The organism is Candidatus Nomurabacteria bacterium (genome assembly GCA_023898465.1).
In the GTDB taxonomy this organism is placed as follows: domain Bacteria; phylum Patescibacteriota; class Patescibacteriia; order HK-STAS-PATE-3; family HK-STAS-PATE-3; genus HK-STAS-PATE-3.
In genome coordinates this window covers 101,218-120,810 of sequence record CP060223.1, presented here as the reverse complement: position 1 = coordinate 120,810, position 19,593 = coordinate 101,218, and the positions used below count along the sequence as shown (strand labels likewise).

Genomic DNA, 19,593 nt, shown 5'->3' with positions numbered 1-19,593 from the left:
TCTATTGGGAAGAGAGATGTTTGCGAATCTCCAGGCTTGGTTCCTCTCTAGTGCCCCTAAGCGCAATCCCCACCCAGTCCGAGTGTAATAGCTCATCAAGCGTTTTTGTGTCGCTCAGCAACACTTCACGTTGTTCAAATGAAACTGAGCCGGCCTTATTGCTGGGAAGGTTTTGCGATAGCTCAAAACGACCGTGCTGCTTCGCTGCATCATAATAGACAAATCCGGTCACCTGAAATCCTTCACGCAGCTTCAAGCTTAGTGAGGCAACATTATGCTGCGCTACATGAGCCAGGATACGACTTGCCCCTAGGTGCTGCGCTTCTGCAATACGTTCAACACTTAATCGAGTGCTTATTTTTTTGCCACGATGATCTGGATCAACTGACAAATGCGAAAGTAAAGCAACTCGCTCTCCAGTACTTGGATCAGTGCTCACTTTTAAGCGTCCAGTAGCAACCAACTTCGTGCCGTATCGCATACCATAGAAACGCACACTCGCCGCCGAATCCTTTTGCTGCTCAAGTAAACGCTCAGTCAAAGCATCTACCTCTTTCTCTTCCTGTGTCACATCCGCTATAGACTTACCGTAGTACTGACGAAATGCTAATGCAAACTCTCGAAGTTCTTCCGGGTTTCGTAATTCCACTGAGCGATACGAGTCATCCCCGTATCGCTCATGAATATGTTCAGATTGAGTTGGCATAACCCTTACTTCTTACGGCGCTTCCCGCGTTTGCGCTTCTCAAACTTTGTTATATCAACCATGGTCTTCAAAACCGTATCAGGGTTAATCGAGAGCGCATCAATACCTTGCTCAACCAGGAAGCGAGCTAGCTGCGGATAGTCTGATGGACCTTGTCCGCAAATACCGATCTTTTTCTTACGGCGCTTCGCTACTTCAATCACCTGAGCGAGGAGTCGATGCACTGCCTCGTTGTTTTCATTCCCCACGTGCGCAATCAGGGCGGAGTCACGGTCGAGTCCTAGAGTTAACTGCGTCAGGTCGTTCGAACCAATGGAGAAGCCATCAAAGATATCAGCAAACTTATCAGCTAAAACAACGTTGGAAGGAATTTCACACATGACGAAGATTTCCAAACCATCTTTGTGCTGGACCAGGCCATTCTCCTTCAAAATAGCGATAACCTTTTTACCCTCTTCTACGGTACGGCAGAACGGCACCATGATCTTGAGGTTTTTCAGACCCATCTCATCACGCACTTTTTTAATTGCCTTACACTCCAGATCAAAGGCTGGTCGGTATTTTGGATCATAGTAGCGGGAAGCGCCGCGCCAACCAATCATCGGGTTACGCTCCTCCGGCTCAAATTCATGCCCACCGATTAACTCAGCATATTCGTTTGATCGGAAGTCAGCCAAACGTAGAATAACTTCTTTGGGATAAAAGGCTGCCGCAATCATGGCAATACCTTGCGCCAAAGTATCAACGTAGTATTGCTTCTTGTTGTCGTAGCCTACGGTCAGCGCTTCAATTTTCTTCTTTGCCTCTTGGTCCTTCAATTTCGCAAAGTGAATCAAAGCAAGCGGGTGGACCTGAATGTGTGAAGCAGTGATTACTTCTTCACGAGCCAACCCCACGCCATCGTTTGGAATCTGCGAGGTCTGGAAGGCGAATTCCGGCGTACCAAAGATAATTTGTATCTTGGTCTTTGGCTTTTTGAGATTCTTCAAATTGGTTGTATTCACCGTGAAAGGAAGCTTGCCAGCGTAAATATATCCACGCTCACCTTCCGCACAGCTTATCGTGACCATTTGGCCGGTCTTCAGCTTCTTGGTGGCGTTTCCTGTACCAACCACAGCTGGTAAACCTAACTCACGAGAAACAATTGCCGCGTGCGAAGTGCGTCCACCCTCTTCAGTAACAATCGCGCTGGCGATTTTCATAATTGGTTCCCAGTCCGGATCTGTCATGCGCGTTACCAAAACCTCGCCGGCTTTGAAGCTGTGAATTTGGGAAACATCCTTAATGACTCGTACTTTACCCACGCCGATCTTACTGCCGACGCTCGTACCTTCGCTTAGGACACGGCCACGCTTGCCAATGCTGTATTCCTCAAGCACGCTGGTATCACGCTGACTCATAACCGTTTCCGGTCGAGCCTGCACAATATAGAGCTGACCAGTCTGACCATCCTTAGCCCACTCCATATCCATTGGCTTCTTATAGTGCTTTTCAATGAGCACGGCCCACTTTGCCAACTGCGTGACTTCTTTATCTGTTAAACAATATTTTGGACGATCTACCGTTGGAACAGGAACATTCTTAGTTGGATTTTTCAAATCCTTTGTGTAGATCATTTTAATCTTCTTATCGCCCAACTTGCGGGAGATAATCGCCTGATAGCCTTGAGCTAGGGTTGGCTTAAATACATACCACTCATCTGGCGTCACAGCGCCCTGGACAATGTTTTCACCTAGACCGTAGGAACCGCTGACCAATACAGCATCGCGGAAACCAGACTCGGTATCAATCGAGAACATCACACCAGAGGATGACAAGTCAGATCGGACCATCTTTTGCACGCCAAGGGAAAGGGAGATTTTGAAGTGATCAAAGCCCTTATCTTCGCGATAAGAAATTGCACGGTTAGTGAAGAGTGAGGCAAAACCTTTGCGGCAGGCATCGAGTAAAGCCTCATGACCTCGAATATTCAAATAGGTCTCTTGTTGGCCAGCGAAAGAAGCATCAGGCAAATCCTCAGCTGTTGCCGACGAACGGACGGCGACATCCACGTTAGCCGTCCCAAACTCCTTCGAAAGCTTGTCATAGGCTAGCTTAATCTCCTCCTCCAGGTCAGCTGGCATTGGAGTCTTTAGTAACAGTGCACGCACTTTTTCACCGTGCGCCATCAAGTTACGAGTATCTCGCGTATTGAGGGTCTTTAAAATGCGGCGAATTTCCTTCTTAATGCCGCCCTTGGTAATAAAATGCTGGTAGGCCTCAGCCGTGATAGCGAAGCCATTTGGCACATACACGCCCTTCTTGGTTAAACGACGATACATTTCACCCAAGCTTGCATTCTTGCCTCCAACTAATCCTACGTCCTTATTACTTACCTGGTTGAACCAAAGGATGTGTTCTTTTGCGCGTTGTGCCATAGTCCCCTAATAATCTCAATAGTAGAAACATGCTTAGTATACGCGAAAATCGCTTGAGCAACAACGGAGTCAAACCCAAAGCGCCCCGAACGATTCTACGCACACAGAGAATCGATAAGGACGCTGATTGCCTTGATAAAGCTTGGGTTAGAAATTTATTTTTTCTGCTAACATGCCAACTAAAGGCATTTTCCATTTCTCGCCTTGGTAGGCCTTGTACATACCTATTAACGCCATCACGGCGACAATAAGATTCACCCACCAGAAAATTGCCAAGATGGAGCAGATTACTGAGATAATAAAGAGAACAAAACCCTGTCGCGCATGAAAACGTACAAAGTCACTGTCCTTCTTCAACAATAAGATCAACACGCTGAGTATCCAAACATACGAAGCTAAAGCAAGCAGTCGGTCGTCATTATTATTCTTGGTCATTGGTTCGCTCATTCGTTTTCACCTCCTTTCGCATTTTGACATCGGTGGCCGGTTTTTTTGGCTTCCGATGTAAGAGACTATAGAGTAGCGTAGAAAAAAGAAAGCCGCCAGCCGCGGTGAGTAGCGGCTCGGTAATCAGATTGAAGAAGAGGTAGGCGTGTCGCTCAATCACTAAGCGGAATATCGCAACAAAGAAACCTAAACTGAGACCAGCGACAATTCCCATCGCACTGGCGCTGCCAAAAGTAAGACGCTTTTTTAGCTGCAGCCAATAGGCTAAACCTAGAAAGCTTAGGACATTTATTCCCCAGAGATAAGGCCAGGGCTGCTGGGCAGCGAGAAGCGCCGCGTTCACAAGCGTTGCGGCGGCTACTGGCCATCTAGCCATACGCCAATAATCACTCAAACGTAGACCAGCTACGTAGACTTCTTGCTCGGATGTATTTTGTGATGTTGCTTGTTCCATACTTCCCCGCTTCACTTGCAGTATAGCGTGAAGTGCTTGAAGGAGTAAATACAACATAGGCGAGGATGATCATCCTCGCCTATGTCTATTCAATTCGTCAGAGCAAAATTACATTCCCATCATACCGCCCATACCCGGCATACCCCCGCCCATACCAGCGGCGGCAGCTTCATCATCCTTCTTATCAGGTAGGTCAGTAACGACTGCTTCGGTCATGATGAAGAGTGCGGCAATTGAAGCGGCGTTTTGCAAGGCTGTGCGAGTAACCTTGGTTGGATCAAGTACACCAGCCTTCACCAGGTCTTCATATTCACCGGTAAGCGCATTGTAGCCGTAGTGGCCTTCGTGACGCTTCACGGCATCAACAACCACAGAGCCATCAGCACCTGAGTTCTCAGCAATTAAGCGGAGAGGCACTTCGAGAGCACGGCGGAGAATCTGTATACCAATCATCTCTTCAGTAGAATCGCTCTGCACTTTTTCAAGTGCTTGACTGGCGCGCAATAAGGCAACGCCGCCGCCTGGCACAATACCTTCTTCAATAGCAGCCTTGGTAGCATTCAGGGCGTCCTCAATCTTGAATTTGCGCTCTTTCATTTCTGTCTCAGTCGCGGCGCCAACCTTGATGAGACCTACACCACCAGAGAGTTTCGCTAAACGTTCTTGCAGCTTCTCTTTATCAAAGTCGGAGTCAGCTTTTTCAATAGCCGATCGGATTTGGCTGACGCGATGATCAATTTGTGACTGATCGCCCTTACCTTCCACGATGGTGGTGTTTTCTTTGGTAGCAATTACCTTGCGAGCTTGACCAAGCATGCTTGGATCGGCTGATTCCAGCTTCAAGCCTACTTCTTCGGTAATTACCTTACCGCCAGTCAGTACGGCAATATCTTCCAGCATTTCTTTACGGCGATCACCAAAGCCAGGAGCTTTGATACCGAGCACGGAGAAGGTACCACGCAATTTGTTTAGCACAAAGGTGGCTAATGCTTCACCATCCACATCATCAGCAATGATAACTAATTCCTTCTTACCCATTTGGGCAAGCTTCTCAAGGAGAGGGAGGATTTCATTCAAGGCAGAAATTTTCTTATCCGTGATAAGGATGTGCGCATCCTCATATACTGCCTCCATGCGTTCGGCATTTGTTACCATGTAGTGAGACACATAGCCCTTATCAAACTGCATACCTTCGACTAATTCCTTAGAAAGGCCAAAGGTTTGGGATTCTTCAACAGTGATCACGCCGTCCTTGCCAACCTTATCCATCACATCAGCAATCAGCTGACCAACCTCTTTATCACCAGCAGAAATTGAAGCTACCTGAGCAATTTCTTCAGTGGTCTTTACCGGCTGCGAAAGCTTCTTTAGTTCTTCAACAACAGCGGCCACACCACGCTCAAGTCCGTTACGCAGACTCATTGGGCTGGCACCAGCAGCTACATTTTTTAAACCTTCGCCGACAATTCCTTGCGCTAAGACAGTGGCGGTCGTAGTACCGTCACCAGCGACATCATTTGTCTTTGTGGCTACTTCTTGTACCAGCTGTGCGCCAAGGTTTTCAAACTTATCTTCTAGCTCAATCTCTTTTGCAATGGTCACGCCATCATTCGTAATGGTTGGTGAACCAAAGCCTTTATCGAGTACAACGTTGCGACCGCGTGGCCCGAGGGTCACTCGGACGGCGTTGGCTAACTTATCGACTCCGCGCTTCAGAGAATTGCGCGCTGCTTCATCAAATTGAATTTGCTTTGCCATAAAATATTCCTTTCTTCCTTATTCTAGTACGGCTAAGACATCCTCTTCCTTGAGGATTTTGTATTCGACATCTTCATGCTCGAATTCATCTCCGGCATATTTACCAAAGACGACCATATCACCAACTTTGAGGCCGAGCTTTTGAATTTTTTCACCGCTGCCAATGGCAACGATTTCACCTTGCTCCTTTTTTTCTTTTTCAACAGTGTCAGGTAAGACAATACCGGACTTAGTGACTTCTTCCTCGGTGGAAGGCTTCACTACAATCCGATCTCCGAGAGGACGTAATTGCATAGTAGATTACGGTATTACTAATGAGATAAGTATCTAAGGGAGTAAATTAGCACTCAAATTTATAGAGTGCTAAATACTGCGTTCGCAGTATAAGAAAAAGCAAAATCCCTGTCAAGTTAAGAGATAATTGAAAACTCACTCCAAAGGCGGTCTATGCTCTTCCCCTACTACGGGTCGTGGCTTGCGCAAAATTTCCCATAAGCGGCCTTCAAAAAGACGGCGATATTCTTCGCGTCGATCTTGCTCATGAAATTTGAGGATGTTGTCAGAGATAATCACCTGACTGTCATTCTCCCATGCTCGGCTATGCACATTCCGATCCATCTTGCGCAGCTGAATGCGACGGAAGAACTTCTCAAACCAATCGCCAATACGCCCACCTAAAATCCACTCCGCGCTTTGCTTCATCATGCTGGTCAATAAGGTATCTCGTATCTGTGGCTGGGAAGACTGAGAAAAGGCAAAGGGCAAATATTGCTTGCCCCAGACATTCGCCTGCTGGTAGTCCTGAAACACTGCGGCAGTGTCATACAACAGGACAAACTGATCAGCCCAATACACAAAGTGCGGGTCAACCGGCTGCAAACGCAAAGGCTCCAAATTCATAGCCGCGTCAGTTACATAGAAACTCAGACAAATTTTATCCTTAATCGCCGCGCCCTTGCGCCGTATGCGAGCAAAATCAAGCAGGGTCGTTGTGAGGAAACGCATGGTCCACATACGACCCTGACGCGCAATAATGAAAAAATCAATGTCACTCTCTTCTCTGGCATTATTTAAAGCCAGCGTGTTGCAAACCGCCACCATGCGAATAAAAGGAATAACCCGAAGCAAGCGAGTAGCAAAACGAGCGATTCGCCATTTTCGCATACTTATCCTCCTTCGCTGAACTCGACGTTCAATGAGCTGACCTCGATGTTTTAAGGTATACCAACCCTCACGCTGCTCAATATACTCGGACAAAGCCTGACTGTGTCGTAGGGTTTCTTGGACGGTCGACTTTTCCCAATGCTCGCTTGGAGAGGTGACGTAAAACCAGCGCAGTATTTCCTCTTCACGCAAAGGATAATCAAATACATCAAAATATGCCAAGGTGGCGAGTATCCCCTGTTCGTTTTTTGATAAGGTGGTCATAGGGCAGTATCAGTATATCAAGTTGATACTGCCCTGACCAAACCCTTATCCGTTTCGACGGAAAAAGCCAATACTAAAGGCAAGTAGGACGCCGATTCCGGCTAACCAAAGCACGGTTCTTTGCGTAGTAGAGAATTGATCAGACTCTGAGGCCGTAGCATCGGCTGAGCTGAGCACCACTACACCTTCTTCATCAGATTCGGCATCTGTCGCAACATCCTCTGGATGAAAATCTTGCATAGTGCTGCGGACATATCCTTCTTTTTCCGCTTGCACCATATAGCGACCAGCTGCACTTGCTCGCAGGGTTACTTCACCAGCTGCGTTGCTTACACCCTCGACTTCTCCTACCTTCACCTTTGCTCCATCGACTGGGAGAAAAGCATCATCATCAATCGAATACGCAGTCACCCGCGCGATAGCTTCACCTGCCTGTGTTGCACTTTCTTCAAGCGTTAAGCGAAGTGGTGAGGCAGTCCAGGGCACGTACGCTAATAGAAACTCATCACCTTCTTGCAATACATAGTCTGTCATCCCAACTGTTGCCGCCTTATCATTCACCCAATAGATCCAGTTTTCATCAGTTCCATTATCTACACCATTCACCGCAGCCAACAAAAGACCAAAATCAAAATTTTGAAAACTGTAGCTGATTCCCGCTTGATCGGCCGCTGCCACCATTGCACAAACTCCTGCGCCAGCAGCATACTCATGCACATCTCCACTGGTATCAGTCACCGTACAGGCGTCGACCAGCACCGAACTATTGAACAAGGTGGAATCCGCGGATTCAACTCTTACATTTACTTGAGGAGCGCTCGTCTGCGCCACTACGGGCAAACTGAAACTCATCATGAGGACAAACAAGAATACCTGAAATACTCGCATACTTTTTTGAGATAAGAATAAAACTTCTGTTTCGAGCAGAAGTCATAACGCACAGTGCACTTGCACGCCTTGTCCTCTGCTCGGAGGAAGAACGATTGAAACAACATAGCTGAGTATCGGGCTCCCCACCATAGCTTTAGCGAAGGTAGGATACCGTACCGGCAGTGCCCCGGATTTTCACCGGAGTTCCTCATCTATGAAGTGAGATACTAATGTGCGTATTCAGAGCCTACTGTAGCATCACCCTGCTGTCAAGGAAGCTTGACTTGTTCTTTTTGCTCAGCTAAGACAGAATGCAGGTATGGCCCAAGTCACCGATGAAATTAAGCAGCGTCTGGACCTGGTTGAGCTGATTGGCGAGTACGTCACGCTCAAACCATCCGGGAAGTATCATAAGGCTCTGTGTCCTATTCACCATGAAAAGACACCTTCCTTTATGGTGGATCGAGCAAATGGCATCTGGCACTGCTTTGGCTGTGGTAAAGGTGGTGATCTCTTTACCTTTATCCAAGAGATGGAAGGTATGGACTTCCCTGAGACACTCCGCCTGCTGGCAAAGAAGGCCAATGTCGAGATTCCTCGCTTTGACCCCAAACTGCAAGATCAACGAACGCACCTGCTGGATATCCTGGCTACTGCGTCTCGTTTTTATCACCAAGTCCTCCTGCGGGCGAAAGAAGCAGCCTCGGCGCGGCAGTATATAGAGCAGAGGAGTATTACGAGCGAGGACATTGAAAACTTCCAAATCGGCTTTGCGCCAGAGGGCTGGGAAAATGTAAAAAACGCTTTAGCCAAAAAAAATATCAAGGACCTCGACATGGCCCGAGCTGGCCTACTCCAGCAAAAAGAAGGTAGCGCTCGCTATTATGACCGCTTCCGCAACCGACTCATGTTTCCAATTGCTGATGTGCACGGCAATGTGATTGGCTTTGGTGGTCGCGTAATGCCGCCAGCACCTGAGGATGCGGCAAAGTATGTGAACTCCCCGCAAAGCGACGTGTATAACAAAAGCACAGTGCTCTATGGCCTGCATCTGGCGAAGCAGTCAATCCGAAGTGCTGGTTATGCAATTGTTGTGGAAGGCTATCTGGACGTGATTGCCTCACATCGCGTTGGCGTCACGCAGGCGATCGCTGCTAGTGGAACAGCGCTTACCACTGATCAATTGAAGCTTATCCGACGCTTCACTGATACTCTCCTCATCGGCTTTGATACTGACATGGCCGGACAATCAGCTACCCGTCGCGGTATTGAGCTAGCCTTGCAGCAAGAATTTACCATTAAGGTCATCAGCGTACCAAGCGGCAAAGACCCGGATGAATTAATTCGACAAGATCCAAAAGCTTGGCCCGAGGCAGTGGCAAAAGCAGAGCCTTATCTCGACTATGCGCTTCGCAGCACTTTTGCCCCGCTTGATCTGACAAAGGTTGATGATAAAAAGAAGGCAGTAAAAAATCTCCTTCCTTTACTTACCATGGTGGCAAATCCCGTTGAGCAGAGTCACTATCTCTCGAAACTTGCGCAGGCCGTCCAGGTGAATGAGGAGTTGCTACGAGAACAAATGCAAAAAGGAAAAACGCCTCGACCAAAAGCAAGCACAGTAAATCCCGCGCAAGTAGCGCAACCACGCCAAGGTCGCCATTGGCAGGTCAGTCAACTTCTCGCCGCCCTACTCATCCATCAGCTAGAATTCCTTGACTCGCTGCCAGCGGACTTCCAGGCTGAGCTGCTTCACCCCCCCTATCACACCCTTTACAAGATACTACGAGATCAGTATACTAGTAACCACTCTGTCAGTCTTGACGATTTGCAACGCGAAATAACACGCCGAGCACCGGAACTCGCTTCTGAGATTCCGCAGCTTCAATTATTCGCTGCACAATATTTTGATGGACGCCAAACTGGAGAGCTCTCAAAAGAGCTGCGCACTTGCGCACATTTCCTCCTCAAACGAAGCATCGAGCAGTCCATCGCAACAGTCCAAGCAGCCCTTCGTCAGGCAGAGACAGAGCAAAATCAGGAGCAGGTACAGCACTTGCTCGAACAATTTAGTGAGCTAAGCGCTCGCCGCAACGCCTTGTCTGAATAAGACATCGCTCTCATTTCTCACTCTCTAGCGCAACTTTTTACGTATGAAGAAAAAGTCTCCTGCCAAGAAGTCGACCAAAAGTGTAAAAAAAACAAAAAAAGTAAAGAGCACAAAAGCGGTAGCAAAGAAAAAAACTACAGGCAAAGCAAAGACCACTACGAAGCCACGCGCAAAAGCTAAGGCGCCGATTGAACCAGATGCTGCAGCAGTAGACCAGCTTGTGCACAAGGGACGTATTCGCGGTTTTGTAACTGAAACGGAGATTCTTTTTGCCCTACCTGAATTAGAAGAGTATCTGGACTACTACGATACGCTCCTTGATCGCTTCGAGATGCAAGGCATCAGTGTGGTGGAAACTGGAGAAAGCATTCTCAATCTCAACGACGATCAATCCAGCATTCGAGAAAAAATTGGCCTCAGCACTGAGGAACGACACTTCGACCTGGGTGATATCTCCAACGACTCTATCCAGATGTACCTTCGAGAAATCGGCAAGGTGCCTTTGTTAACCACTGAAGAAGAGGTGGCTTTAGCAAAACGTAAAGAACGAGGTGAGCAAGAAGCGCACCGTCGCTTGGTTGAAGCAAACCTACGTCTCGTCGTGTCCATTGCGAAGAAGTTTACTGGTCGATCACTTTCTCTGCTTGACCTCATTCAGGAGGGTAACATTGGACTCTTCCGCGCAGTAGAGAAATTCGATTATCGTAAAGGATATAAATTCTCTACCTATGCTACTTGGTGGATTCGCCAAGCCATTACTCGCGCTCTCGCTGATCAATCAAGAACTATCCGCATCCCGGTACACATGGTTGAAACGATTAATAAATTCCAGCAGATTGAACGGCAGCTTATCCAAGATCTGGGTCGTGAACCACTGCCAGAAGAAATCGCCGCGGAAATGGGTGAACCGGTTGAGAAAATTCACCAAATCATCAAAATCAGCCAAGACACTGTCTCCTTGGAAACTTCCGTGGGTGAAGGTGACGAAGACTCAACCCTGGGCGATTTCATTGAAGATGTGAAATCGGTTTCGCCGGATCGTGTTGCAGCGATGCAACTACTGAAAGATCACGTGCAGCAAATCATTCGCGAGCTACAACCTCGCGAGCAAAAAATCCTGGAGATGCGTTTCGGACTAACTGACGGTGTCGCACATACCCTGGAGGAAGTGGGTCAGGAATTTGGCGTGACCCGTGAGCGTATCCGACAGATTGAAGCTAAGGCACTGGAAAAAATCCAGTCACATGAAGGCATGCGTAAACTCAAAGATTACTAGTCGCAATACTCAGGCGAAGGCAAAGCGGAGCTCACGGGCTCCGTTTTGTGTAAAAGAAAAGATCCGTCATATCCCTGTGACGGATCTTTGATAAGACACGCATTCCCTACCCCTTGGTTACTTGTGCTCCCGAAACGGAATGACTGGACGCGGTGCTGGGGCTGGTGCAGGTTCAGGCTTCTGAACGGGCGGCGGCTTGTCCTTCGCGTGCGTTCGCTCAGCAAGTCCTTGCCAAATCAGAGCGCCGAAAAGAAGGCCCAACAAAGAAGCGAGTCCGCCCCCAGAGCTACCTTCACTCATCTCATACTCCTTTTTCTAGATGTCAGCTTTGCCGAACAACGTGTCTCGTTGATGCAAAGAGCTAACAAGCAATTCCATCATACTATATATGATACATTTGTCAATGCCTTATTCTTTCAAGCCTATAGTTGCCAAGAAAGGCTGAGCACGCTACACTAGGCTTCGTTCAAGTGGGTGTATTCCGGGGTAGCTCAGTGGTAGAGCAGGTGGCTGTTAACCACTTGGTCGCAGGTTCGATCCCTGTCCCCGGAGCCAAAGAAAAAGAATGGGCTATGTGTCCGTTCTTTTTCTTTTTTACAACATCCTACAGTAGCCGAATGCGAGAAAATACCGTACACTATATATATATGGAGGTTTTCATTGTCTATGGCACGAATTCCGGCGGCACGCTGGACGTGGCCAAACAAATCGCATCAGTCTGGCAAGAAGCTGGACACACCGTACATATCCGCCGGGCCGATTCTGTACAAGCAGAGGAGCTTCGCCAGCCGGATTTTGTTTTCCTAGGCTCCTGTACCTGGGAACATATTACTGAAGATGGTAAACGTCTAGAAGGTCAACTGCAACAACATATGCGGGAACTGGTTGAAAAACTTCATGGCGTCTCCTTGCATAAGCAAAATTTTGCTGTCTACGGATTAGGTGACGAATCGTATCAAGAAACTTGCGCGGCTGCTGACCACCTCGAAAAATTGGTTACTGATGTAGGTGGAAAAAAGATAGGCGCAACACTTCGGCTGCTTCATTATTTCTACGATTTGGATAAAAATCGTCAGCGTGTACAGGCCTGGGCTACACATGTACTAGATAAAGCAAACAGCAAGTAATGGAAACCTTGAAACCTCATTCGGCAGGACTTCGCTTACTCTTTTTTTGGATAGGCATACTTGCCACCATCGCCTATCGCAGTATTATTGTACTGAACAATATCGGAACAGTTTGGGTGCAAGTGGTCTGGTATTTTGGTACGGTCGGTTTTGTGCTCTATTTTTTGCATCGTTACCAAGTTGCGAAAAAAAGAGCGCGTGTCATTGCTGAATATAAGCTCGCTGAACGTATTCAATCACTTGATAACCTATCAGAGGAAGAGCGATCTGCAATGCGTTATATCTTTACAACGCTTGGCTCATCGAAAGAACGCTGGAACTATATTGTCATATTTACCTCTTCAACACTGGCCATTCTTATTGGCATTTACCTTGATTTCTTAAGTTAATGCATATGGACGACGAACTAAAAAAACGACTTGATGATCAAGATGCTTTACTCAAGGCCATCTATCAGTCAACAGAAAAAACGCGGAAATATTTCCTATGGTCCTTAGTTGCCAACCTTCTCTTATTCTTACTCCCCTTGATTGGCGTACTGCTTCTTCTGCCTGTCTTGATTCAATCGCTTGATTTGAATATATAGAAAGCCGCCTACCCAGAGGATAAGCGGCTCGTACTTAGTGGTTGAAATTGAAAGGGATACTGACGCTACGGACCGGGGACGGTTGGTCCTGTTTTTCCGTCCACTCGTAGACGAGACTGTCAATGATTCCCGGATGTGTTTCCAGGTAACTCGCTGTTTCAAGCTCCGGAATTCTACGCAAGACCATAACGCCATCCACCGCGTCGATCAGATCCACCATGGGCATGATCGGTACAAAAACCCACTGCTTCGCCGCCTCGAGCGCATACCGCTCAAACAACGAGCTTGTTGAAGACTGAACCCAGACCTCCTCCACACGGCCGACCGGGTCAATCTGCATTCCCACCATCACCGACCCAGACTCACCAGCAATCCACGCTGAAAGTGGATACTCTGGCGCTATGCTGTACATTGGCTGGAATTGCTCAGACTGACCGTACGCAGACTGCGATGCGCACAGTACGCAAGCCAACACGTAGATCCACAACCTCCACTGCATATTCACTCCTCCTCTGACAAAGAACTCCCTACATGGAATGAAGCCCCACTGGTTGATAAAGCCAACTATTTGGGCTACATACGATCCCTTGATACCCCAGCTCACAAAGCTGTTCACGAATTTCTGACCACGCGACGCTACCCTGCGGTCCCGGAGTAATGATTTGAAAAGCAGCGCCTTTTAACCCATCAGCATGTATAGCGACTAAACCATGCTCTGGATAGTATTCCATAAGGTGCTGCGCATCAAGTAGTGGTGCATTCCAGTGATCGTATACGACATAGTATGGTCCGTTACCGGGCAGAGCCTCGGTCCGCACATACACATACCCATCATCGGCAGTCCAGGCGGCCACTCCTTCTGGAATCTGTTCAGGTAATTTTCGAGCAAAAACCTGCGCTGGCGCTAGCTGACTTGCGTTTCGGATTTCCTCTTCATCAATGGCATATGCATGTGTTCTTGCTTGCTGCCAAAGCGCTGAGGTATGTGCATCATAGCGACCTGAACGATCATACAGTGTGGCAACATCGTAAGCTACAAAAATCTTTGCCTCGTTTTGCCGTCCGATGGCTAAGGCATCTTGAAGTAGTTCAGGGGAAACTATTTCTCTACCTTCGTAATTAAAAAATTGAATAAAGCTGCCTAGGGTAACATAAGAATCTGACAAAGCAATTTTGGCTTTTTCTAACTGCAGCGCATTAAAAGACATTGGCCAGAGCTCATGCGTACCATCCTCTCCAAATTCATGCACGTAGGCATCAATTGATCCGCGTTTTGCCAGGGTGTGAAGCGAGACGCCGAAGATGGCATTCTCGGGATTGCCCGGACCGTATCCAACATCCCAACGATTGGCTGACCAATCATCAGCGTAGGCGTAATCAAATTCATCCACCACACGTTGCCAAGGCATGTAAAGCACTGGCACCCTTTGCACTGACTTCACCGCATTACTCAGACTCTCCACATAGTCAGCAAAAAGTTCAAAGCGCCATTGATACCAATACTTCCATAAAGCACTTTCTGGGGCTGAAGGAACATACTGGGTGAATTGAGAAACTAACTCCGGACGATCCACTGGGAATCGCTGTGTTGCATCCTGACCATGCAGTAGGAGATAATGTTGAAATGAATCAAGCGCTGCATCGGAATAGGTCGGTGAATCCCAATAACGTACATACTGTGGGAAAGACCCATGCACCCAATCGGAAACCCTATCCTCAACAATGAGGTATCCATCGAAAACGTCAAAAGAAGTCAGCGCACTCCGCAGTTGCCCACTCATCCATTCCAGTGCAGCGGGGTTTGCTTTATCAATGTGCTGCGCGCTGATTTGTCCATCATTCACTAGGGCCGGCACGCGTTGTCCGGTGTCAGCAAGTTTATATGCCTGATACTCAGCAGGCAGAAGGTCGGGATGTGTGCCAGGATATTCCCAAGTATTTAAGTACACTTGCAAGCCGTGGGCATGAGCACGGGCAAGGAAATTATTCACCGTGCCAATAGTAAAATCGTTTTGACCCAGGAACCATGTCCAGATACGCAGCTCTACGGCATCAAACTGCTGAGAGCTTTGGTCAAGAAAATGTTCCAAGTCATCACCACTAAGCAGCTCCTGTATTCCTTGCCGGGAATCAGTCACGCCATCGCCAATCACAATGCCATCATTTGTCACCACCACTCCTTGACCAATACTTAAAGGAGGCGTGGTAAACGCATACACGCCATCGCGACTCTCCTGCTTTGGCGTGAAGCTGGTGAGTGAAATGGCGAGTCCGAGAATGACAAGAATATTGCGTAACATTACAACTCAGTAAAAGAAAGTGAACAGGCGACTATAGCAAAAATATTGCCCATGGTCAATAAGAAAACCCGGCGCACGCATTGCATGCACCGGGGTGAATCACCTTCTCCTAGTTGGAGAGATTGACTGGCAGGTAGCCGTACTGACCGTTCTTCGAAACTGATCCCGGGCGACCCGAGAAAAGTTCCGCTGAAGCGCTCCATACGGTTCCGGACGGATCGGCCGAAGCGTCGGCCGGATCCTCCCAGCCCACCTGACACACCTTGTCGACCACGCCGGGATAGTAGAGGTAATCCCCGTTTTCCCGGAGCTCTTGATCGTCGCCGGCGATAGCCCATGGCTTCACCCCGCCCAGCAAGTAGTACTTGCCATTCTTGGGGCGAGCCGGATCGCTGTACTTGTTCGTCGCCACGATCTCCTTCGGGAAGTAGGTGCGTCCGTCTTGTACAAAACAGACAGCAGCGCCTTTCTTGAGGAGACCGTCGGCCTTGCTCTCGAAAGGATCGTAGACCGGAGCCTGGACGACTTTCGGTTTCCCGTTCTCATCGGCATCGACCACAGCGCTGTCGCCCTGCGGCTTGTCCTTACCAACCACGATGGTCTGCCAACCCGGATCAGCCGAGCAAGTCCAGTTGGACATGCAGGCTTCCCGGTTGTTCACTTCGACGCCGCCGTACGGAGCAGTGAGTGAACGCCAGTAGTCAATGCCGCCCTGGACATAGGCTGGACCCGTAATCCGAATCCGAGTCTCTGCCCAGCAGTTGGTAGCACCGGCCGGAATAGTGACACGCCAGACATCCTCCGCTGGATGGTAGGAATTCCACCAGTGAAAGACTCGATCCGGGTAGTCGCTCGGTCGCAAGACCAAGTAACCGTTGACCATGTCGAACTCGCAGGGCAGACTCGTATGGTCATCGTTGTAGAACCACGAGGGATGACGAAGATAGAGACCTCCGTCCCCGATCATGTCGTTGTACTCGTCGCTGTCGAGCAGTGAATCGCGGCCGGCTACGTGGGCGTAGACCCGGATGTAGTCGACCTCGATCTTCGAGGGCTCGGATGAACCCTCGGCCTGAACAGCGTGCCACATCGACAGCATCGAGTTGAAGTCCTCCGGCGGCTTGGTCAGGCGAAGGTAGCCAGTCGGATGAATGCCATCCGACGGCACGCAGTCGCCCACGTAGACCTGCCCGACGGGCTGCTGATGCTGCTTCAGCGTGGCACTACCTCCGGCACAGCCGAAGGCGAAGAGCGCCAGCAAAGACCACGCAAAGAAACGTTGGAGCATGTAGTCCTCCCGGTTGGGATGTGTAGTGTCTCTCGCTTGTGTAACTAGATTGTGAGGTGCAAAAAGAACCGGCTATAGTATGCTATTTTTGGCATTTTGTCAAGCATAGTAAAAAGAAAGCCCCGCTACATCCGTAGATATAGCGGGGGTTGAAGTAAAGAACGTTGCAGTCGCGGACTACGGCATCTGCTGGATCGCCACAGCCCTCAACTGATAGTCGGGGTCACGACAGAAGGTCCCGTCGTAGCCGGAGTAGAACTCAGCGATCGGAGCCCAGACTACGCCACTTTCAGGCATGTAGGCCGGGTCGTTCGGATCCACCCAGCCGACCTGGAAAGGACCTTTGATCACGCCAGGCCAGACCAAATAGTCGCCCTGGACCGTCATCTTCTGCTTGGCCGGATTGACGAGCTTCCAGTTCATCCCCTGCTCGCCGGCCATCACGTAGAAGTTCTGGTCAGCTCGACTGGGGTTGATCGGGTCGCCGTACTTGTTGCGCTGCACCAGATCCCGACGAACGTAGGTCTGACCGTTGTAGACAAAGGCAACGGCCGGACCCTGCTTCATCAAGCCGTCCCCACCCATCACCTGTTCACCGGCCGGAACCATCGTGGTAGTCATGGACACAGCGACGTTGCTAGCCGGCGGCGGGGGCGGCGAACCACCTCCGATCGTACCAGCCACCAGCCCGGCTTGCGTACTCGTTCGAGTCGTCATCTGCACAGGCGCCGTCGTGGTCGTGGTACCACCCAACTGCACTCCACCAGGCTGGTGAAGCGAAGTCGATGTGGAAGTCGAAGGCACGGTCACGGCGAATTGGGTCGGCGTCTCCTTGAGACGCTTCTCCGCATTCCGTGCCGCAACCTTGGCTGCACGAGCCTCGGCATTGGTACTCTTCACGTCCTTCTGCAAATCAGTGATGGGATTCCTCGTCCGGGTCTTCACGACCATCGTCGAGTCGATCTTCCCGGTCACCGGATCCTTGACCGTCGCCCACAGCGTATCGAGATAGGTCTCGTCGAAAGCGCTGAGAGTGATCGCCGCCGGCTGCATCGAAGCAAGGTCACCCTTGCGTACCACGTCATCGGGGATTTCAGCGACCGGAGCCGGCATCTGATCAGCGAACTCCCTGATCATATCCGACACCTCGGTCTCCGTCAGACCTTGCTGAGGACTCCAGGGATGCGTGTAGATCAGCACCCCGACCAAGAGGACGCACAAGATCGCCACAGTGGCAATCAAAAGCTTCCTCGATCCTCCTTCTTCGCGCATGGACACCTCGGGCATTACATGACCCTCCTCATCTTGGGGGAAGCTCGGCGAGCCTCCCAGGTTTGTTTCTGCTCTCTTCGGATTTCGTCTTACTTGAGGAATTCCCCCAAGCTTATCTCCCAGTAGAGATGCGTAGGACGGCGAAGCACTTGGTGCAGGCTGAGGCGGCGGAACAGGACGACGAGGTTCATCTCCTTTCCTTGGAGAACCTGTTGACTGCTCACCCGTTCGAGCTTTCACTCTTGCCTTTGCCTGTTTTTTCCGTTCCTCTCTGCGGGCTCGATGCTTCGCCTTCTTTTTGCGATCTCTCTTCGCGACTCGTTGCATTTGGCGAAGTACCTCTCTTACTTGGGGAGGCACCTCACGACTTGTCGCATCACCTTCTTCGCTCATCCGCCGGTCTCCATGCCGATGTCAGCGGCCCGGTTGTCCTCGCCCTGCATCACCGTGTGGTCATGCATGGGCGTGCATCGGAAGACCTGGATCGGAGGATCCGGGTCGAGCGGCACGGCAGCCAGGTGGTGCAACTCCGTTCCGTTCAAGCGAACGGTACGAAACACACCAGTCCCGTCTTCCATACTCACCCTCAAATCCTGCTCGCCCACCCAGGTCGTGAGACCGGTGAGCTGCCAGGTCCAGCTGCCGACATAGGTCATCGGCATCATCTCACCGTTGGTGAGGCCTGTGCCGTTGAGATACACCGTAGCGCTGGGATCGATATTGGAATTGCTGACCGAGACCGTGTTCCCATACGAGAATCGGTTCTCAGTACCGATCGAGCTCACCGTCCCATCCGCGTTCACGTGAAAGCGGAAGTAACGATGTACCGTCGGCTGGTTGTCATGCGTGAAGTCATCGACGTAGGCGACCAGCTCGGTGCCGTTGATACGGACCGTGACTGCATCACCCAGACCAACTCGCTCGTACATATCCATCACAGCGATTTTGGCATCACCGGGCAGGAGGCGTAGCGAGCGTCCGTAGACGTTGTCATGCAAGTGGTTCAACATGGCCGGGTGCACGACGTAACACGTCGGCGTACCGACCACGCCAAGATCCGTTGCCGATGACCAGTTGAGCACCTCGATGTCGAGGTCGACCAACTGGCTGGCATTGGAGGGCCACTGCCAGACCCAGGCACTGTCAGCGTCGCTGACGAGAACCATGTGGCTCGCGAAAACACCGCGGTTCTCATCCATCCAGTAGTTGGACGGAGTCGAACCGGCCAGAGTGTAGTCTCCCAGCACCGGCACACCGTCCCTGGTCAGCATGTCGCTATACCAGTGTCCAGCGTAGGTGGTGAGGAAGAAGTTATCCGGGTTGACTGTTACAGTCGCCCAATCCGTCACGCCACCCTGATGGATGAACATGTCGGAAACGAATTCGTATTGTCCGGCGCCACGCTCGAAGTTGAGCGCGAGACCAGACTCAGGTCCGTTGTACTCCTGCGGCGGCTGACTGCCACCGGTGTCGATCGGCTCGCTGGGGAGCTTCTGGCACCCGAAGGCACCGAGCAGCAACAGCGCAGCGGCCATGAAACGGAGAAAACGCATCAGG

18 protein-coding genes and 1 tRNA gene are annotated in these 19,593 nt (G+C 50.0%); 6 read left to right on the top strand and 13 right to left on the bottom strand.

Translation table 11 applies throughout. The annotated features are described in order from the left end of the window. Window position 1: 1 nt before the first annotated feature. The 8 genes from H6760_00510 to H6760_00475 all read right to left on the bottom strand — a co-directional run bounded on the left by H6760_00510 (window position 2) and on the right by H6760_00475 (window position 8,098). A complete protein-coding gene (locus H6760_00510) occupies window positions 2-706 on the bottom strand; it encodes a GNAT family N-acetyltransferase (GenBank protein ID USN53642.1) in 705 nt (234 codons plus the stop codon). A 5-nt stretch (window positions 707-711) separates the two neighbouring features. Continuing rightward, complete coding sequence (gene ppsA, locus H6760_00505; protein ID USN53641.1) at window positions 712-3,123, bottom strand: phosphoenolpyruvate synthase; 2,412 nt, start codon at window positions 3,121-3,123, stop codon at window positions 712-714. A 147-nt stretch (window positions 3,124-3,270) separates the two neighbouring features. Next, entirely contained in the window at window positions 3,271-3,558 is a 288-nt protein-coding gene (locus tag H6760_00500; GenBank protein ID USN53640.1) for a hypothetical protein, read from the bottom strand. Further along, entirely contained in the window at window positions 3,545-4,024 is a 480-nt protein-coding gene (locus H6760_00495; GenBank protein USN53639.1) for a hypothetical protein, read from the bottom strand. The genes H6760_00500 and H6760_00495 overlap by 14 nt, the downstream gene beginning before the upstream one ends. Window positions 4,025-4,132: 108 nt before the next feature. Further along, complete coding sequence (groL, locus tag H6760_00490; protein ID USN53638.1) at window positions 4,133-5,782, bottom strand: chaperonin GroEL; 1,650 nt, start codon at window positions 5,780-5,782, stop codon at window positions 4,133-4,135. Window positions 5,783-5,800: 18 nt separating this feature from the next. Then, entirely contained in the window at window positions 5,801-6,076 is a 276-nt protein-coding gene (locus tag H6760_00485; protein ID USN53637.1) for a co-chaperone GroES, read from the bottom strand. A 135-nt stretch (window positions 6,077-6,211) separates the two neighbouring features. Continuing rightward, window positions 6,212-7,210 carry a hypothetical protein gene (locus H6760_00480; GenBank protein ID USN53636.1) on the bottom strand — a complete coding sequence of 333 codons (999 nt, stop codon included), beginning with the start codon at window positions 7,208-7,210 and terminating at the stop codon, window positions 6,212-6,214. A 45-nt stretch (window positions 7,211-7,255) separates the two neighbouring features. Next, window positions 7,256-8,098 carry a DUF4430 domain-containing protein gene (locus H6760_00475; protein ID USN53635.1) on the bottom strand — a complete coding sequence of 281 codons (843 nt, stop codon included), beginning with the start codon at window positions 8,096-8,098 and terminating at the stop codon, window positions 7,256-7,258. 301 nt (window positions 8,099-8,399) lie between these two features. On the opposite strand from H6760_00475, the gene H6760_00470 reads away from it, so the two are divergent. The 6 genes from H6760_00470 to H6760_00445 all read left to right on the top strand — a co-directional run bounded on the left by H6760_00470 (window position 8,400) and on the right by H6760_00445 (window position 13,176). Next, on the top strand, window positions 8,400-10,187 hold the full coding sequence (locus tag H6760_00470; protein USN53634.1) for a DNA primase: 1,788 nt from the start codon (window positions 8,400-8,402) through the stop codon (window positions 10,185-10,187). A 43-nt stretch (window positions 10,188-10,230) separates the two neighbouring features. Then, window positions 10,231-11,463: an RNA polymerase sigma factor RpoD gene (gene rpoD / locus H6760_00465; protein USN53633.1), complete on the top strand. Its 1,233-nt coding sequence runs from the start codon at window positions 10,231-10,233 to the stop codon at window positions 11,461-11,463. Between the two features lie 480 nt (window positions 11,464-11,943). Beyond that, window positions 11,944-12,018: transfer RNA gene (locus H6760_00460), tRNA-Asn, on the top strand. 92 nt (window positions 12,019-12,110) lie between these two features. Then, on the top strand, window positions 12,111-12,590 hold the full coding sequence (locus H6760_00455; protein USN53632.1) for a flavodoxin family protein: 480 nt from the start codon (window positions 12,111-12,113) through the stop codon (window positions 12,588-12,590). Continuing rightward, window positions 12,590-12,979, top strand: a complete 390-nt coding sequence (locus H6760_00450) for a hypothetical protein (GenBank protein ID USN53631.1) — start codon at window positions 12,590-12,592, stop codon at window positions 12,977-12,979. The genes H6760_00455 and H6760_00450 overlap by 1 nt, the downstream gene beginning before the upstream one ends. Window positions 12,980-12,984: 5 nt before the next feature. After that, on the top strand, window positions 12,985-13,176 hold the full coding sequence (locus H6760_00445) for a hypothetical protein (GenBank protein ID USN53630.1): 192 nt from the start codon (window positions 12,985-12,987) through the stop codon (window positions 13,174-13,176). A 34-nt stretch (window positions 13,177-13,210) separates the two neighbouring features. Here H6760_00445 and H6760_00440 read toward each other — a convergent pair whose 3' ends face one another. The 5 genes from H6760_00440 to H6760_00420 all read right to left on the bottom strand — a co-directional run bounded on the left by H6760_00440 (window position 13,211) and on the right by H6760_00420 (window position 19,589). After that, on the bottom strand, window positions 13,211-13,588 hold the full coding sequence (locus H6760_00440; GenBank protein USN53629.1) for a TonB family protein: 378 nt from the start codon (window positions 13,586-13,588) through the stop codon (window positions 13,211-13,213). A 115-nt stretch (window positions 13,589-13,703) separates the two neighbouring features. Next, window positions 13,704-15,476, bottom strand: coding sequence for a hypothetical protein (locus H6760_00435; GenBank protein USN53628.1), 1,773 nt, complete (start codon window positions 15,474-15,476; stop codon window positions 13,704-13,706). Between the two features lie 109 nt (window positions 15,477-15,585). Further along, window positions 15,586-16,764 carry a hypothetical protein gene (locus H6760_00430; GenBank protein ID USN53627.1) on the bottom strand — a complete coding sequence of 393 codons (1,179 nt, stop codon included), beginning with the start codon at window positions 16,762-16,764 and terminating at the stop codon, window positions 15,586-15,588. Between the two features lie 177 nt (window positions 16,765-16,941). Beyond that, window positions 16,942-18,051 (bottom strand): hypothetical protein, encoded by a 1,110-nt coding sequence (locus H6760_00425; protein USN53626.1) that lies wholly within the window; start codon window positions 18,049-18,051, stop codon window positions 16,942-16,944. A gap of 374 nt (window positions 18,052-18,425) precedes the next feature. Next, complete coding sequence (locus tag H6760_00420) at window positions 18,426-19,589, bottom strand: hypothetical protein (GenBank protein USN53625.1); 1,164 nt, start codon at window positions 19,587-19,589, stop codon at window positions 18,426-18,428. Between the last annotated feature and the right edge of the window lie 4 nt (window positions 19,590-19,593).

Coding starts and splice junctions, on each gene's coding strand:
- H6760_00510 (USN53642.1), bottom strand. CDS start 706: ATGCCAACTCAATCTGAACATATTCATGAGCGATACGGGGATGACTCG.
- ppsA (USN53641.1), bottom strand. CDS start 3,123: ATGGCACAACGCGCAAAAGAACACATCCTTTGGTTCAACCAGGTAAGT.
- H6760_00500 (USN53640.1), bottom strand. CDS start 3,558: ATGACCAAGAATAATAATGACGACCGACTGCTTGCTTTAGCTTCGTAT.
- H6760_00495 (USN53639.1), bottom strand. CDS start 4,024: ATGGAACAAGCAACATCACAAAATACATCCGAGCAAGAAGTCTACGTA.
- groL (USN53638.1), bottom strand. CDS start 5,782: ATGGCAAAGCAAATTCAATTTGATGAAGCAGCGCGCAATTCTCTGAAG.
- H6760_00485 (USN53637.1), bottom strand. CDS start 6,076: ATGCAATTACGTCCTCTCGGAGATCGGATTGTAGTGAAGCCTTCCACC.
- H6760_00480 (USN53636.1), bottom strand. CDS start 7,210: ATGACCACCTTATCAAAAAACGAACAGGGGATACTCGCCACCTTGGCA.
- H6760_00475 (USN53635.1), bottom strand. CDS start 8,098: ATGCGAGTATTTCAGGTATTCTTGTTTGTCCTCATGATGAGTTTCAGT.
- H6760_00470 (USN53634.1), top strand. CDS start 8,400: ATGGCCCAAGTCACCGATGAAATTAAGCAGCGTCTGGACCTGGTTGAG.
- rpoD (USN53633.1), top strand. CDS start 10,231: ATGAAGAAAAAGTCTCCTGCCAAGAAGTCGACCAAAAGTGTAAAAAAA.
- H6760_00455 (USN53632.1), top strand. CDS start 12,111: ATGGAGGTTTTCATTGTCTATGGCACGAATTCCGGCGGCACGCTGGAC.
- H6760_00450 (USN53631.1), top strand. CDS start 12,590: ATGGAAACCTTGAAACCTCATTCGGCAGGACTTCGCTTACTCTTTTTT.
- H6760_00445 (USN53630.1), top strand. CDS start 12,985: ATGGACGACGAACTAAAAAAACGACTTGATGATCAAGATGCTTTACTC.
- H6760_00440 (USN53629.1), bottom strand. CDS start 13,588: ATGTACAGCATAGCGCCAGAGTATCCACTTTCAGCGTGGATTGCTGGT.
- H6760_00435 (USN53628.1), bottom strand. CDS start 15,476: ATGTTACGCAATATTCTTGTCATTCTCGGACTCGCCATTTCACTCACC.
- H6760_00430 (USN53627.1), bottom strand. CDS start 16,764: ATGCTCCAACGTTTCTTTGCGTGGTCTTTGCTGGCGCTCTTCGCCTTC.
- H6760_00425 (USN53626.1), bottom strand. CDS start 18,051: ATGCCCGAGGTGTCCATGCGCGAAGAAGGAGGATCGAGGAAGCTTTTG.
- H6760_00420 (USN53625.1), bottom strand. CDS start 19,589: ATGCGTTTTCTCCGTTTCATGGCCGCTGCGCTGTTGCTGCTCGGTGCC.